Below are 14241 nucleotides of genomic sequence, written 5' to 3'. Positions count from 1 at the left end.
TCGGGGTGGATGTGAACGACCCAAATGGTTCAGCCCGATTCAAGGGGGCTGGCGATGACGTCTTCCCTCCCCCCTGTATGGAGAACGTGGCTCGCGGAGAACCTTGCGCGTGGGGTGTCTTCCGAGAGCCTCGTGGCCCGTCTGGAGACGGCTGGAATCGCGCCAGAGGTTGTCTGGGAAACGATTCGGGCCGCGGAGATACATCCGGCGGTGATGCGGGCGCGTGAATTCACGACACGTCTGGGATTGCTTGAATCACTGCTGGAGACACGGTCGGTGTCGCGACGGCAGGCATTGCCCGCGTCGCGCGTGGAGCGGCGGTCCCGGCTGGCGCCAGCGGAATTCTTCACGGATTACTACCGGCGCAACCGGCCGGTTGTCATTGAAGGCTTGATGGAGGACTGGCCGGCGCGAACGCGGTGGACGCCCGGGTGGATGGCCGAGCGTTTCGGTGACGAGACGGTGGAGGTGATGGCGGGGCGCGATGCGCAGGAGCTGCCGGACCTGCATGCGGACCGCCTGCGCCGGGACGTGCCGCTGCGGGAATTGCTGACGCGGTTCGACGGTGCGCCGGCGAACGACATGTATCTGGTGGCTCGGAACAGCCTGCTGTTGCGTGACGCGTTCCGGCCGCTGCTGGAGGACCTGCGTGCGCCGGAGGGTTACATCCATCCGGACCTGCATGGGCCCGACCGCGTGCACCTGTGGCTGGGGCCGGCGGGGACGCTGTCCAACCTGCATCATGATCATCTCAACGTCCTGTTCTGCCAGGTGTGGGGACGCAAGCAGGTGTGGCTGGCGCCGTCGTGGGAGACGCCGTGGATGTCCAACGTGCGCGGCTTCTACAGCGCGGTGGACGTGCTGGCGCCGGACCTGGAGCGCTTCCCGGACTTCGCCCGGGTGGCATTGCACACGGTGGAGGTGGGGCCGGGGGACACGCTCTTCATCCCGGTGGGGTGGTGGCACGCGCTGCGGGCAGTGGAGCCGAGCCTGTCGGTGACGTTCGTGAGCTTCGAAGAGACACCTGGGATGAACACCTGCTGGCGGGAGGGCTGGCTGGGCGCCACGCCTCCGGAGGAGCACCGATGAGAGCTTCGCGTGAAGTGGAGGCGGGGACCTCGCCGCTGACACCCGAGTGGCGGCGGTGGCTGGTGGAGAACCTGGTGCGCGGTGCGTCGCCGAAGGAGTTGGTGGCGTCGCTGGAGAAGGCCGGGGTGTCGGCGGAGCAGGCGCGGCGGGCGGTGGAGGTGGAGCAGGAGGAGCCCTTCGTCGCGGGCGCGCTGCGCGCGGTGGGCATGCAGCGGAAGCTGGAGGGGCTGCTGGACGTGTACGCGGAGCTGTTCCAGCAGACGGATGGACCGCCGCGCGTGGACCGTCATGCCGCGCTGACGCCCGCCGCGTTCTTCGAGCGCTACTACTTCGACAACCTGCCCGTGGTGCTACGGACGGAATGGCGCGCGTCGTTGGAGCCGGAGGCCTGGAGCCCCGGGAACGTGGCCTCGCTGTTGGGCGAGCGCGAGGCGAGGCACGCGTGCTGCGTGCCCCTGTTCGAGGACTCGCGGCTGGAACGCCTGGCCCGGGGGCTGACGCCGCTTCGGGGCTTCACGGCGGAGGACGCTCGTGCGTGCGAGCCCCGCCTGTGGTGGGAGCCGCCCGGCGCGGAAGTGCCCCTGCGCGCGGCGCGGCGCAACGTGCTGCTGGCGCAGGTGCATGGGGAGCGGCGGCTCCAGCTCGTTCCGGCCTTCGAGTTGCGGCGGATGGCCCTGGCGTCGCCGGAGCCTGACGACGCACCCCTGCGCCTGGACGTGACGCTGTCGCCGGGAGAGTGCCTGCTGCTGCCGGTGGGTTGGTGGTACGGCTTCAGCGCTCCCGGGGGCGGCGTCGCTGTCTCATTCGAGGCCTTCGCGCTGCCGGAGCCGAACGTGACCTGGGACGCCGACGCGGAGCCCCAGCCTTCGCCGCTGCCTCCTCGCGACTGAGGGCCGCGGGCGCTACTGATACAGCAGCACCTTGTCCACCCAGTGCATGTTGGGTTGCTTCTTGTGCCAGTCGAGGCGCTCGGCTCGCAGCGCCTGGGAGGGCTCTTCTCCGGACTGGATGCGCTCGCGCACCGCGCGGAAGAACGCGCCCGCGTCGTTGGGGATCTCCGCCGTGGCAGCGAAGACGGCCCTCGCTCCCGAGGCGACGAACGCCTGCGGCAGCGATGACGTCTCATGCAGGATGGGCGGGAGGCGGGCCGCGCTGCATGCGCCCAGCACCACCAGGGGGGCGCCGTGCAGATGCCGACGGCGCAGCTCCTCCGCTGTGAGCGCGTAGCGGCCGTCCTGCTGCGGCGACAGCGCGATGACCGTGGCGTCCGACAGCGCGCGGTCCACCATTCCGTGCGCGTGGATGTCGATGTCCGTGGCCTGCTCCATCGCCTCCAGCACGCGCTCGGGCGTGGCCTGTGCGCCCTTGAGCCGCAGGAGCCGCTGCGCACCCGCCAGGTCCAAGTCCGCCGCCGAGGGCAGCCGCGCCAGCTTCAGCGTCAGGGGCGGCTCCACATCCGATACCACGACGTGCAGGGGCGGCTTCGCGGGTGACGACGCGTGCGCGCCCGTGCTGACCCGGTAGCTCCAGGCCAGCTCCACCGGCAGGATGCCCGCGCGGCTGTCCAGGGGCGGCGCGGCCAACACCGCCACGCGGGGACAGTCGCGCAGCAACTCCACCAGCTCGCCGGGCACCAACCCCGTCAGGTCATCGCGCAGGGGCACCGTGCGCGATGCGTCATAGTGGCCCTGCACCTGGCCGCGTGGACCGCGCACCACTGTCACGGTGCGCTCCGCCTCCACCGCCGCAGCCAGCACGCAGCCCTCCGGCACGGGCACCTGGAGGCTTTCGGCCACCACGTCCATGGCCTCCCGGAAGGCCCCGGCGTGGCCCGCGCTCACCGCGAGCGTCTGGAAGGCCACCGCCCTGGCGTCGCGCGCATCCGCGTTCACCCGCAGGAGCGGCTCCGCCTCCGCGATGGTCTGCCGCAGCACCCGCTGGCCCTCGCGCCAGTCGCGGTCCACCGCGAAGCGTCCCCGGATGAGCGTGGCCAGCACGCGCCGGCCCGCGTTCTCGCGAAGCGGACTCACCCGTGCCAGCTCCGCCATCAGGAGTGCCTCGTCGGACGGACGGGGCGCCAGCCGCGCCAGGTCCGCGAGGATCCACGCGCCCTGGAGCCCGGGCGTCTGGCCGCACGCCAGCGACTCCTCCATCTCCTGCCGCGCCTCCTGAGGACGGAAGCGCATCAGCGCCAGCGAGGCCAGGTTGCGGTGCGCCTGCGTGCGCGCCACGCAGTTGTCGGGCTGACGGGCCAGGGACTCGGTGAGATAGGCGCGTGAGAGCGCCACCCGCACCTGGAAGCGCGTCGCGTTGGCCAGCATCACCAGCGCCTGTCCCTCGCGTTCCCATTCGCCCAGCGCGGCGGCCTCCTGCCACGCGGCCCTCGCGGACTCCTCGCCTTCCACCAGCCGGTTCGACGCGGTCGCGCGGCTGCTCAACCGGATGAGCAGATCCACGCAGCGCAGGGGCAGCTTCTTCGCGCGGCACTCGCCCAGCGCTTCCCGCAACCGGTCCCCGGCCTGCGTCCCCTGGCCCGACAGGTCGTCCAGCCGCGCGCCCTCCTGCTCCACGCGCGAGAGGATCCAGGGATCCGTCTCGCCCACCGTCAGGGCGCGCAGTTCCTCGTGCGTGCGCGCCACGCCCGGCGTCCGCAGCAGCGCGCCCAGGAGCAGGTCCTTCGCCGTGGGCTCCTGGCGCAGCCGTTCGATGAGGCTCGCGGGGGTGGGGTGCGTGTCTTGAACCAGCTTCGCGTACTCCCGCGCGAGCGGCGCCCGGCGCGCGAAGTCCTGCACCGCCAGCCGCCGCACGGTGTCCTCCAGCACGGTGCCCCCGCCGGCCGCGTGGTCCAGCACCTCCGCGAGCGGCAGCAGGGCCTCCACCTGAGCGGAACTCTCCGACGTGGCCAGCAGCTCGTAGAACGACTCGCGCGCCATGCCCGGGAAGCGGGCCGCGGCCTCCACCGGCAGGGGCGCCTGGGGCGAGCGCAGCCGGGCGTGGAAGGCCTCGCGCGTGGCCTTCCATGCATCCGCCCGGGCCTGGAACCGGGCGCGCAGCGTCCGCGCCTGCTCGCGCGCCTCGTCGCTCCAGCCGGGCTCGCCCTTCGCGGCCACCGCTTCGAACGCCGTGGCGGAGAGGAGCGTCAGCCCCAGCTCGCGCGCCACCACGGCGCGGTTCCATCGCGCCTGCGGGTGCTCGGGCATGGCCTCCAGCGTGGCGTCCAGCAGGGTCAGGGCTTCGTCGGAGTGGCCGCGCAGGATGGCGACGGCGGCCAGGTCACTGTCGCGGTCCAGCGAGGGCGACGCGCGCTTCAGGTACGCGAGCCCCTGCTCCGTGTCGCCATGCAGCAGGTAGCTGACTCCCACGCCGTGCGCGTCGCCGCGCTCCTCCAGGCTGGACAGCGCGCCCAGGGGCACCGGCGGGGCCAGCACATCTCGTCCCCGCGGGGGCGCATGGGGGCGGTACACGTCCGCGGCGGGGAGGCTCAGCCGTACTTCCAGGGGACGGTGGGCCGCGTCCGAGAGCCACAGCGCGGGCGTCTCCGGCCCGGCGCCTCGCTGTTTCCAGGCGCGCACGGCGACGAAGCCCATCGCCATGCAGAGCGCCAGGGCCACGAGTCCCCAGACGCGCGCCACGCCTGTGCGCCCCGGAAGGCGCGTGCCTGGGGGCGTTTGCCGCATGCCAGCCATCCGGGGCCTCCCGCGTGCCCCCGCACCATCTCCGCGGGTCCTGCGGGGCCCAGTCTACGGCCAATGCCCCCGGGCATGACAGACCCGGGGGCAAGGAGGTGTCCGGAGGTGTGACGCCTACTCCACCTTCAGGGGGGGACGGGTGGCCTCCACGACGCGGTGGATGGGGTACAGCTCGCCCACCGTGAGGCTGTCATCCAGGAACTGCCAGCGGCAGAAGCCGTCGTCCGAGTGCGGCTCCAGCAGGTAGGTGATGAGCGTGCCCGTGCGCTGGTCGGTGGGGACCTTGAGGGTGCCGGCGGGGAACTCGCGCTCGGAGCGCTCGGGGGCCACGGTGAGGATGGTCTCGAAGCGCACCGGCTTGGGCTTCTGGCTCAAGGGGACTTCGTCCTGGCCAGGGGGCGGCACGTTGGCGGCGACGTCCGGGCTGAAGGTCTGCTCGCGGCGGGCGATGCGGTAGCTGTCCACCTGGAAGCGCTGCGCCTTGGACAGCTTCTCGAAGCGGATGCCGTGGCCTTCCAGCCGGGACGCGAGCGACGCGGGCACCAGGTACGCGGACGGCGTGCTCACCGACTGCGTGGGCACGAAGGTGCGGTAGTGCGGCGTCTTGTAGACCTTCTTGCGCTTGCCCGGGTAGCGGCGCGCCTGGATGCTGGCCTCGTCGAAGGAGTTGATGGCCGCGATGTCCTTGCCCAGCACGTAGGCCGGGTAGTCGAACACCAGCGCCCCTTCCGCGTCGCGCTGGGCGACGCCGAAGTTGATGCCCACCCATTCCTTCGCGTCGGGGGACTTGCCGCGCGCGATGATGGTGGCCTCCTCGAACCCGGTGGCGGCTCGGTACTGCTTGGCGTAGCGGGCGGCGTCGCGGATGAGCTCCAGCACCCACGCGCGGATGACGGCGCAGCGGCGGGGGAAGTCGATGTAGCTGTAGGTCTCCAGCAGCACGTCCAGCCGGCCCAGCAGGCCCCGGTAGTGGCTGCCGAAGCGGGGCAGCGCGGGGTAGGTGTGCCAGCCGGAGGTCGGGTCGCCTTCCTTGAGGAAGTTGCCGTACCAGAAGCTGTCGAAGCCGTGCTTCTTCTTCACGGCGGCGGACACGCGCTCGGCCAGCTCGCGGTTGAAGTCCCGCGACATGTGCATGAGGTCCGCGTTGCCGTGCGGGATGTCGAAGGTGAGGTCGAACCCGTGGATGCTGCCGTCGGTGGTGTGGCAGTCCACGAACAGGTGCGGCCACCACGTCTGGTACAGCTTCGCCATGGCGCGCGTCTCCGGCGCCTCCTGCTTCATGTTGTCGCGGTTGAGGTTCCAGCCCTCGCCCGTGTAGCGCATGCCCACGCCACCGGGCGGGTTCACCTGACCCTCCAGGTTCTTCAAATCCAGCGCGCGGTTGCCCTTGCTGATGCGATCATTGCCGTCCGGGTTGAAGTTGGGGACGAACACGAGGCACAGCCGGTCCAACAGCTTCTTGCCCAGCGACGTGAGCGTGAGGTCCCGCGCGAGCGCCTGGAGGGTCTCCTTGCCCTCCACCTCGCCGGCGTGGATGTTGGCCTCCACCATCACGATGATCTTCTTCTGCTTGTTCGCCAGCTCCGGCGTGAAGCAGTTGCGGTCGCTGAGGATGAGCGCCATGAGCGGCTGACCTTCACCGCTCTGGCCGAAGTCCACGCGCTTGGCGAGCTTCGTCTGGGCACACAGGGCGTCGACGAAGGCGACCACGTCGGCGCTGCGGGACGTTTCCTGGTAGTCGGTGGCTTCCGCGCGGGTGAGCAGCTTGGGAGTGGGCATAGGTGCCGCGCATCCGAGCGCTCCGGCCCTGCCGCGTCAAGCACGCGCGATAGGGGGCCGTCTTGCCGCGCCGTGGCGGTGTCCCATATGAAACCCCGACGAAATTGTGCAGTGGAGGGGGCCTCATGATGCGCAGTGATCAGCGGCACGTCTGGGGCGTGTTGTTGGCGGGCGCCGCGGCGCTGTCTGGCGCCGGCTGCAAGAAGGAGCAGCCTGCGACGGTGGACGCCGGCGTGGCGGCCGTGGCCGTGGTGGACGCGGGCACCCGGGGGGTGGACGCGGGGACGGTGGCGAACGGGGGGAAGCCGCTGCGCTTCTCGAACGTGGGGCTCCAGCGCGCGGAAGACGGCAGAGTGACCGTGACCTACACGCTCACCAACCCAGGCACGGCGCAGGCGCGCGAGAAGGTGTGCCTGATGCTGCTCGACGCACATGAGCTGGCCATCGAGGTCGGGGGGATGGGGAGCATCACCGTGAAGGGCGGGTTGGAGGACACGTTCGAGGACCGGGTGTACGTGGACGACCTGAAGTGGAACCAGGTCCGCTCCTTGAGGCTCTTCACGACGGCGGCCAACGACTACTGCTCCGACACGCCCATCAAGCCTGCCAGTGAGCCCTTCCGGATGCTCCCGACGGGAGCCCCCGCGCCCGCGGACCTACCGCTGCCCGATCCACCCCCGGCGTCGCTGGCGGAGGACTTCGAGGTGTCCGGCCTCCAGCTGCGCCAGGCCGGGACTCCGGAGGGCCCCTCCCTCACCTTCACGGTGAAGAACGTGAGTGACCACCGGACCTCGGGGGCGGGATGCCTGCGGGCCTACGCGCAAGAGGGCTCACCCGCTTTGGAAGAGGTCGAGGTCGGGGAGTTCGACATGGCCCCGAAGGCTTCGTCGACCCAGACGGCCCCCGTCGCCTTTCATCGCGCCAGACACTGGGAGGAGGCGACGGTGCTGCGCTTCTTCGTGGGCCCCTATGGCTGCGTGATGTCGGAAGGGGCAGGCGGCCCGGGCCATCCCGTCACCCTCCCGGAGAAGGCCGGCAGCGAAGAGGTTCATCATGATGCGGAGTGATTGGCCGGTGCGGATCCTGTGCGTGCTGCTCCTGTGCGGCGCGGGGGTGTCCGGGTGCAAGAAGGAACAGCCCCAGGCGAGCGCGCCGGTGGACGCGGGCGTGGTGGCCACGGCCCAGGCGGGGGGCCCGGAAACGAAGCCGGTGGCGAAGGTGGCGAAGCCGCTGAAGTTCTCCGGCGTGACGCTCAAGCGGAACCCGCACTTCGTGAACGTCACGTACACGCTCACCAACCCGGGGACGGCGCAGGGACGTGGGGAGTCCTGCCTGGCGCTGCTCGACGAGATGGGCTTCGTCACCTACGAGCGGAACCTGGGAAGCATCACCGTGAAGGGCGGCACGGACGACGTCTTCAACGACAACGTCTACCTGCCGCAGGAGAACTGGGATTCGGTCCTGACGGTGCTGCTGTACACGGTCAAGGGGGGGCGCTGCGAGGGGGCCGACTTCCAGGCGGCCAGCGAGCCGTTGCGACTGCGTGCCACGGGAGAGCCCGCCTCCGCGGACGCGCCGGCCCCCCGACGGCCAGGAAGACTGGAGCCGGGAGAAATCGAGCTGTCCGGCGTCAAGCTGTGGCAGGGAGGCGAAGGCGACGAGTACCAACTCCGATACACGCTGAAGAACGTGAGCAGGCGGCGCATCAATGCCCAGGTTTGCGTCCAGGGGTATGGAACGGACGAGGACGTGAGCGAGGACAGGGCCTCCGTGTTGGCGAACAACCTGAGCATGCACAGCCTGGCGGCCGGGGCGACAAAGACCTTCACCGAAAGGGTCGACCTCTCGGACAGCCAGCGTTGGGACGAGGTGGTCGCGCTGGACGTGTTCCTCGATGCGCGGGGATGCGAGTCGAAGCCGGAGAAGGCGCCGGTCCGTCTGCGGTTCGACAAGCCCGCGGCCCTCAAGGCTTCCGACGAGGACGGGTCGCAGCTGGGCGAGAGCGACGCAGACGACCCCGAGGAGGAGGCGGAGGAGAGCACCGCCGAACCCGCCGAGGAGGAGACGGGGATGGACGAGAGCGATGCCTACGACCCCGAGGTGGAGTTCCCCCAGCCGCCACCTGAACCTGACGACGCGTCGGAAGAGACGGCGGATTGACATGTCCATGGACCTGGCCACATCCCCGCTGTTCGAACGGCTCCAGCGTGCGGATCACGTGCTCCTCGCGGGCGCGGGAGGCGGCTTCGACATCTACTGCGGCCTGCCGCTGTATTTCCGGCTGCGCGCGATGGGCAAGCGCGTGTCGTTGGCGAACCTGAGCTTCACGGTCCTGGACCGCGTGGATGGACGCGTCGTGGCCCCGGGTCTGATGGAGGTCCGCGCGGAGACACAGGGGCCGGCGCACTACTTCCCGGAAGGCGTGCTCGCCCGTTGGTTCCAGGCGCGAGGCGAGTCCGTCTCCATCTACTGCTTCGACAAGGTCGGGGTCGCGCCGTTGAGCGCAGCCTGGGCTGCGTTGCAGGCGGAGCTGGGCTTTGACACGGTGGTGCTGGTGGACGGCGGCACGGACATCCTCATGCGCGGGGATGAGGCCGGGCTGGGCACACCGGAGGAGGACATCTCCAGTCTGGCGGCGGTGGATTCGCTGACGCTGCGGGACAAGCTCATCGTCTGCCTGGGCTTCGGCGTGGATGCGTTCCACGGCATCTGTCACGCGCACTACCTGGAAGCTGTCGCGGACCTGAGCCGGCGCGGGGCCTACCTGGGCGTCACCGCGCTGCTGCCAGGGATGCCGGAGGTGGACCGCTACCGCGAGGCGGTCATGTTCTCCTCCGAGGAGATGGCCCGGCGTCCGAGCATCGTGTCGCTGTCCGTGGTGGGCGCCATCGATGGGGACTACGGCGACCAGCACCGCACGTCGCGGACGCAGGGCAGCAAGCTGTGGATCAACCCGCTGATGAGCATGTACTGGGCCTTCGACCTGGAGGCCGTCGCCAGGCGCTGCCTGTACCTGGACCTGCTGCGGGACACGACCACCAGCTGGGAGGTGAGTGCGCGCATCGAGACCTTCCGCGCCCGGCACCCCACGAAGCCGTGGGAGGACATTCCCGTCTAGCGACCCGGGCAGGCGGGGGCTGACAGGCGAGCAGCGCCTTGAGACCTTCCGAGCGGGGAAGCGGGACTTCGTCCGGAAGCGGGCATGACTACGTTTCACCCCAGAGGGCCGGGACCCTCGGGGAGACGACCATGTGGACACGCCACTTCAACGGGCTCGTCGTGCTGGGTGTGATTGGAACCGTGAGCTTTACGGCCGGCTGCAATGAGCGCCAGCAGCAGGCCGTCAACGAGAACGCCCGGCAGGCCGGGCAGGAGGTAGGCGAGGCCGCCAAGGACGTCCAACATGGCGCCAGCCGGGCCGCGGAGAGCATCCGCGAGTCCAGCCGCGAGGCCGCCGACGGCTTCCGTGAAGGCGTAGGCGGCTCGGGCGACACGGCCTCCGAGGAACAGAAGGCCGACGAGCGCAGCGGGGACGGGCCGGACATCGGCCGCAATCCTGGCATCATCCACGACGGGGAAGGGCCGCTGGAAGAACGCTGAAAGACGCAACGTGGCAGACACGCCGCGGCCCGGCGGTGTGTTTGAATGTGGACCATGGTTGCGGCCCAAGCCCTCCGTGGTCCTCATGCGTCCTCCGTCCGATGGCTGCTCCTGTTGCCGTGCCTGCTGGCGGTGGCGTGCGTGACGACGAGCGAGGTGACGCGCGTCCCCACGTTGGAGGAGAAGTGCGACGGCGGGAGCGCCTGGGCCTGCGAGACCTGGGGGAAGCAGCTCCAGGTGGACAACCGGACGGAGGAGGCGGACCGGGCCCTGGGGCTCGCGTGCGCGATGGGCTCCACGTCCGCCTGCCTGTCGCAGGGCAGGGACCGGCTGTCGCGGGGCGACCTGGACGGCGCGGAGTCGCCGCTGCGCAAGGCGTATGACGAGGAGTCGGAGGAGGCCACGTTGGCGCTCGCGGACCTCGAGGACGCGCGCGGGGACGTGGCGGGCGCGGCGCACTTCCGCTACGAGGCGCTGTCCATCGACAAGTCGACGACGGAGTTCGCGCTGGGTTGGCGCGTCCCGTTCGACGGCGGCATGGGCATGGCGCTGGACGTGAACGTGCAGCCCATGGGGCTCAAGGCGCGGCGGCTGACGTTGGGCGTCAACGCGAGCGTGGACCCGAGGCGGGTGTCGCTGAACGCCACCGTGGGCTACCAGCACTTCGTGACGAACTGGTTCGCGCCCTATGCCCGGGCGCTGGTGGGCCCGTACCTGGATGACTCGCCCTCGCGGCGCGCCCCCATCAACCTGGGCGCCGAGGTGGGCATGAAGTTCTTCGCGGGGCCCATCGGCCACCTGGGCACCGGGTTTGGCACCTCGCTGGACGGCTCCACCTACTACTTCCTCCAGGCCGGGCTGGACTGGGTGCTGACGCTGGTGGTGCTCGCGCACATGTGATGGCTCAGGCCACGCCCAGCTTGGGGCACACGTCGTTGAGGAGGCACTCCGAGCACTTGGGCTTCTTGGCCACGCAGGTGTAGCGGCCGTGCAGCACCACGGCGGGGCCGAAGAAGGTCCAGTCGTCCTTGGGCACCCGCTTCATCAGGTCCGTCTCGATGGCCTCCGGCTTCTCCTGCTTCGTCAGGCCCAGGCGCTGGCTGACGCGGGCCACGTGCGTGTCCACGATGATGCCGGAGGCCTGCTGGAAGGCGGTGTTGAGCACGACGTTGGCCGTCTTGCGCGCCACGCCGGGCAGCTCCACCAGGTCCTCCATGCGGTCGGGCACCTCGCCCCGGTGGGCGTCCAGCAGCGCGCGGCTCATGGCCTGCACCGTCTTGGTCTTCTGCTTGAAGAAGCCGGTGGGCTTCAAGTCCTCCTCCAGCTCCGCGGTGTCCGCGTCCGCGAGCGCCTGGGGGCCGTCGTATTTCTTCCACAGCTCGGCGGTGACGCGGTTGACGCGCTCGTCGGTGCACTGCGCGGCCAGGATGGTGGCCACCAGCAGTTCGAAGGGCGTGTTCCAGTTCAGCTCGTACTTCGCGTCGGGGTACTTCTCGCGAAGGCGTTCGAGCACCACGGGGACGAGGGCGGCGGGTTTCATGGGTGGGTCCTCACATCGACCGTTCGACGAGCGCCGTCAACTCCGCGTCCGTGAGCGGGAGCGGATTGCCCTTCATGCTGCTGGCGGCGCGGGCCTTGGTGACGAGCTCCGGGATGGCCGCATCGGTGAGGCCCATGTCGCGCAGGCCCCGGATGCGCACGGAGTGGACCAGGTCCTTCACCCAGAGGATGCCGTCCTCGGCGCGGGCGTTGGACTGGCCGGTGAGCAGCACCGCCAGCTCGCGGAAGCGGGGCAGGGCGGGGTGGTCCGGAGCACGCGAGCGCAGCGCCTCCAGGTTCAGCTCCAGCGTGGCCCCGAGCAGCGCGGCGCACAGCGCGCCATGGGCCGCGCCGAGCATCCCGCCCAGCGGCGCCGCGAAGCCATGCACCGCGCCCAGGCCTGAGTTGGCGAGGCACAGGCCACCGAAGAGGCTGGCGATGGCCAGGTCTTCGCGCTCCGCCGGGCCGGGGCCGTGCAGCACCGCCTTGCGCAGGGAGCGCGCTGAACGCTGCATGCCTTCACGGGCGAGCGCGTCCGTGAGTGGCTGGGCGCGGATGGACAGGAACGGTTCGATGAGCTGTGACAGCGCGTCCAGGCCGCCGGCCGCGAGCACGTCCGCGGGCGCATGCTCCAGCAGGTCCGGATCCACCAGGGCGACGCGGGGGAGCATCATCGGGCTGCGCAGGCTGGCCTTCACGCCGGCCTCCTTCGAGCCCAGCACCGCGTTGCGAGTCACCTCCGAGCCGGTGCCCGCCGTGGTCGGCACGGCCACGAACGGCAGCGACGGTTTCGTCAGGGCCTGTCCCCGGCCGATGACCTCCAGGTAGTCCAGCGGGTCGCCCCCGTTGGCGGCGAGCGCGGCGATGGCCTTGCCCGCGTCGAGCGAGCTGCCACCCCCGATGGCGACCACGGCGTCACAGCCGGAGTCCACGGCGGCGGCGGTGCCTTCGCGTGCGAGTTCGACGGTGGGCTCGCCCGGGACGCGGAAGGAGGTGGAAGGGATGCCCAGCCGTTCGAGCCCCGCGCGGACGGGTTCGGCGCGGGCGGGGTTGGTGCCGGTGACGAGCAGGACCTTCCGGCAGCCGAGGCCTCGCACGAGGTCGGGGACTTCCTGGACGCGACCCGGGCCGAAGAGGACGCGGGTGGCGGTGGCGAACTCGAAGGGGGCGGTGGGCATGTCACCAGGCCGCGTCGTCGGGGAAGCGGTTGGAGTAGCGGTGGGGGATGCGGGGCTCGGCCAGCATGGGGGCGACGGTGTCACGCCACGTGAGGTAGTGGGCGGTCTCCTTGTGCGCGGCCGGAGCTTCGGCGGTGCGGTAGGCCTCCACGAGGACGAAGCGGGTGGGGTCGTCGTTGTCCTGGCAGACATCGAAGCGGGCGATGCCGGGCTCCTTCACGCTCTCGCGAGCGTTGGCGAGGGTGGCCTGGAGGAAGGCGTCGACGTGCTGGGGCAGCACGTGCACATGGACATGGACGACGAGCAGGCTCGTGGACATGGCGCGCACGGTAGCGCGGGCGTCCCCGAGCGGAAACCGCTAGGGTTCCGGGCCGTTCACTCCCCCATTTTCGGAGCAAGACTGCGCATGGTCTCGGACCTCTTTGACGCGTCCCGCTGGCAGCCGGTGGAAGGCCACAAGTTCAAGGACATCACGTTCCACCGCGCGGTGGATCAGGGCACGGTGCGCATCGCGTTCAACCGGCCGGAGGTGCGCAACGCGTTCCGTCCGAAGACGGTAGACGAGCTGGCCCGGGCGCTGGAGGCCACGCGCTTCATGACGGACGTGGGCGTGGTGCTGCTCACGGGCAACGGGCCGTCGCCGAAGGACGGAGGGTGGGCGTTCTGCTCGGGAGGCGACCAGCGCATCCGCGGCAAGGACGGCTACAAGTACGAACCCGGCGAGGACGCGGCGGACCCGGCGCGCCTGGGACGCCTGCACATCCTGGAGGTCCAGCGGCAGATCCGCTTCCTGCCGAAGGTGGTGATGGCGGTGGTGCCGGGCTGGACGGCGGGTGGCGGGCACAGCCTGCACGTCGTCTGTGACCTGACCATCGCGAGCAAGGAACACGGGATGTTCAAGCAGACGGACGCGGACGTGGCCAGCTACGACGCGGGCTACGGCAGCGCGCTGCTGGCGCGGCAGGTGGGGCAGAAGCGGGCGCGGGAAATCTTCTTCCTGGGCCAGGCCTACACGGCGGACGAGGCGTTCCAGATGAACGCCATCAACAAGTCCGTGCCGCACAAGGACCTGGAGAAGGTGGCGCTGGAGTGGGCGGCGGAGATCAACACCAAGAGCCCCACGGCCATCAAGATGCTGAAGTATGCCTTCAACCTCCCGGACGATGGGCTCGTGGGCCAGCAGCTCTTCGCGGGCGAGGCCACGCGTCTGGGATACGGAACGGAAGAGGCACAGGAAGGCCGCGACGCGTTTGTTCAGAAGCGCAAGCGTGACTTCAAGCGGTTCCCCTGGACGTACTGAGCAAATCTTTGTTTCAACAGCCTAGGCGAGTGAGGGTGGTGCCACGCTGCTTGAAATTGATTTGTTT

General features: G+C 70.3%; 13 protein-coding genes. 8 read left to right on the top strand and 5 right to left on the bottom strand.

Going from position 1 to position 14241, the window contains the following annotated elements; genetic code table 11:
- The first annotated feature begins 276 nt into the window (after positions 1-276).
- On the top strand, positions 277-1089 hold the full coding sequence (locus tag D7Y15_RS07600) for a cupin-like domain-containing protein (RefSeq protein WP_121752144.1): 813 nt from the start codon (positions 277-279) through the stop codon (positions 1087-1089).
- Positions 1086-1979: a hypothetical protein gene (locus D7Y15_RS07595; RefSeq protein WP_126934539.1), complete on the top strand. Its 894-nt coding sequence runs from the start codon at positions 1086-1088 to the stop codon at positions 1977-1979. Before D7Y15_RS07600 ends, D7Y15_RS07595 begins: the two co-directional genes overlap by 4 nt.
- 12 nt (positions 1980-1991) lie before the next feature.
- Here the strand turns inward: D7Y15_RS07595 and D7Y15_RS07590 are convergent, their stop codons facing one another.
- The gene (locus D7Y15_RS07590; RefSeq protein WP_158629018.1) at positions 1992-4766 is read right to left on the bottom strand and encodes a CHAT domain-containing protein; all 2775 of its coding nucleotides are present in this window, start codon (positions 4764-4766) and stop codon (positions 1992-1994) included.
- A 126-nt stretch (positions 4767-4892) separates the two neighbouring features.
- Complete coding sequence (locus D7Y15_RS07585; RefSeq protein WP_121752141.1) at positions 4893-6557, bottom strand: M14 family metallopeptidase; 1665 nt, start codon at positions 6555-6557, stop codon at positions 4893-4895.
- Positions 6558-6682: 125 nt separating this feature from the next.
- Between D7Y15_RS07585 and D7Y15_RS07580 the strand changes: the two genes are divergently transcribed.
- The 5 genes from D7Y15_RS07580 (at position 6683) to D7Y15_RS07560 (ending at position 11057) form a co-directional block, all read left to right on the top strand.
- On the top strand, positions 6683-7624 hold the full coding sequence (locus D7Y15_RS07580) for a hypothetical protein (protein WP_120580155.1): 942 nt from the start codon (positions 6683-6685) through the stop codon (positions 7622-7624).
- Complete coding sequence (locus tag D7Y15_RS07575) at positions 7611-8717, top strand: hypothetical protein (protein ID WP_121752140.1); 1107 nt, start codon at positions 7611-7613, stop codon at positions 8715-8717. The genes D7Y15_RS07580 and D7Y15_RS07575 overlap by 14 nt, the downstream gene beginning before the upstream one ends.
- A 1-nt stretch (position 8718) precedes the next feature.
- Positions 8719-9675, top strand: coding sequence for a DUF1152 domain-containing protein (locus tag D7Y15_RS07570; protein ID WP_233604856.1), 957 nt, complete (start codon positions 8719-8721; stop codon positions 9673-9675).
- A 131-nt stretch (positions 9676-9806) separates the two neighbouring features.
- Positions 9807-10157 carry a hypothetical protein gene (locus tag D7Y15_RS07565; RefSeq protein ID WP_199745895.1) on the top strand — a complete coding sequence of 117 codons (351 nt, stop codon included), beginning with the start codon at positions 9807-9809 and terminating at the stop codon, positions 10155-10157.
- Positions 10158-10271: 114 nt separating this feature from the next.
- Positions 10272-11057, top strand: a complete 786-nt coding sequence (locus D7Y15_RS07560) for a hypothetical protein (protein ID WP_148712719.1) — start codon at positions 10272-10274, stop codon at positions 11055-11057.
- Between the two features lie 4 nt (positions 11058-11061).
- On the opposite strand, the gene nth is transcribed toward D7Y15_RS07560, so the two are convergent.
- The 3 genes from nth to D7Y15_RS07545 are packed head-to-tail and all read right to left on the bottom strand — an operon-like array spanning position 11062 to position 13193.
- A complete protein-coding gene (gene nth / locus D7Y15_RS07555; RefSeq protein WP_121752138.1) occupies positions 11062-11697 on the bottom strand; it encodes an endonuclease III in 636 nt (211 codons plus the stop codon).
- A gap of 10 nt (positions 11698-11707) precedes the next feature.
- Positions 11708-12874, bottom strand: a complete 1167-nt coding sequence (locus D7Y15_RS07550) for an iron-containing alcohol dehydrogenase (RefSeq protein WP_121752137.1) — start codon at positions 12872-12874, stop codon at positions 11708-11710.
- Position 12875: 1 nt separating this feature from the next.
- Positions 12876-13193: a putative quinol monooxygenase gene (locus D7Y15_RS07545; RefSeq protein ID WP_121752136.1), complete on the bottom strand. Its 318-nt coding sequence runs from the start codon at positions 13191-13193 to the stop codon at positions 12876-12878.
- Between the two features lie 87 nt (positions 13194-13280).
- Here D7Y15_RS07545 and D7Y15_RS07540 point away from each other — a divergent pair, with 87 nt between their 5' ends.
- Complete coding sequence (locus D7Y15_RS07540; protein WP_120564234.1) at positions 13281-14174, top strand: 1,4-dihydroxy-2-naphthoyl-CoA synthase; 894 nt, start codon at positions 13281-13283, stop codon at positions 14172-14174.
- Positions 14175-14241: the final 67 nt, after the last annotated feature.

It is taken from the genome of Corallococcus sp. AB030 (assembly GCF_003668965.1).
GTDB lineage: Bacteria > Myxococcota > Myxococcia > Myxococcales > Myxococcaceae > Corallococcus > Corallococcus exiguus.
The sequence above is the reverse complement of the archived record's forward strand: the minus strand, read 5'-3'. Positions and strand labels throughout refer to the sequence as shown.

What these genes read in the sequence shown, in the direction of transcription:
- D7Y15_RS07595 (WP_126934539.1), top strand. Translation starts at nt 1,086, where the DNA reads ATGAGAGCTTCGCGTGAAGTGGAGGCGGGGACCTCGCCGCTGACACCC.
- D7Y15_RS07590 (WP_158629018.1), bottom strand. Translation starts at nt 4,766, where the DNA reads ATGCGGCAAACGCCCCCAGGCACGCGCCTTCCGGGGCGCACAGGCGTG.
- D7Y15_RS07585 (WP_121752141.1), bottom strand. Translation starts at nt 6,557, where the DNA reads ATGCCCACTCCCAAGCTGCTCACCCGCGCGGAAGCCACCGACTACCAG.
- D7Y15_RS07580 (WP_120580155.1), top strand. Translation starts at nt 6,683, where the DNA reads ATGATGCGCAGTGATCAGCGGCACGTCTGGGGCGTGTTGTTGGCGGGC.
- D7Y15_RS07575 (WP_121752140.1), top strand. Translation starts at nt 7,611, where the DNA reads ATGATGCGGAGTGATTGGCCGGTGCGGATCCTGTGCGTGCTGCTCCTG.
- D7Y15_RS07570 (WP_233604856.1), top strand. Translation starts at nt 8,719, where the DNA reads ATGTCCATGGACCTGGCCACATCCCCGCTGTTCGAACGGCTCCAGCGT.
- D7Y15_RS07565 (WP_199745895.1), top strand. Translation starts at nt 9,807, where the DNA reads ATGTGGACACGCCACTTCAACGGGCTCGTCGTGCTGGGTGTGATTGGA.
- nth (WP_121752138.1), bottom strand. Translation starts at nt 11,697, where the DNA reads ATGAAACCCGCCGCCCTCGTCCCCGTGGTGCTCGAACGCCTTCGCGAG.
- D7Y15_RS07550 (WP_121752137.1), bottom strand. Translation starts at nt 12,874, where the DNA reads ATGCCCACCGCCCCCTTCGAGTTCGCCACCGCCACCCGCGTCCTCTTC.
- D7Y15_RS07545 (WP_121752136.1), bottom strand. Translation starts at nt 13,193, where the DNA reads ATGTCCACGAGCCTGCTCGTCGTCCATGTCCATGTGCACGTGCTGCCC.
- D7Y15_RS07540 (WP_120564234.1), top strand. Translation starts at nt 13,281, where the DNA reads ATGGTCTCGGACCTCTTTGACGCGTCCCGCTGGCAGCCGGTGGAAGGC.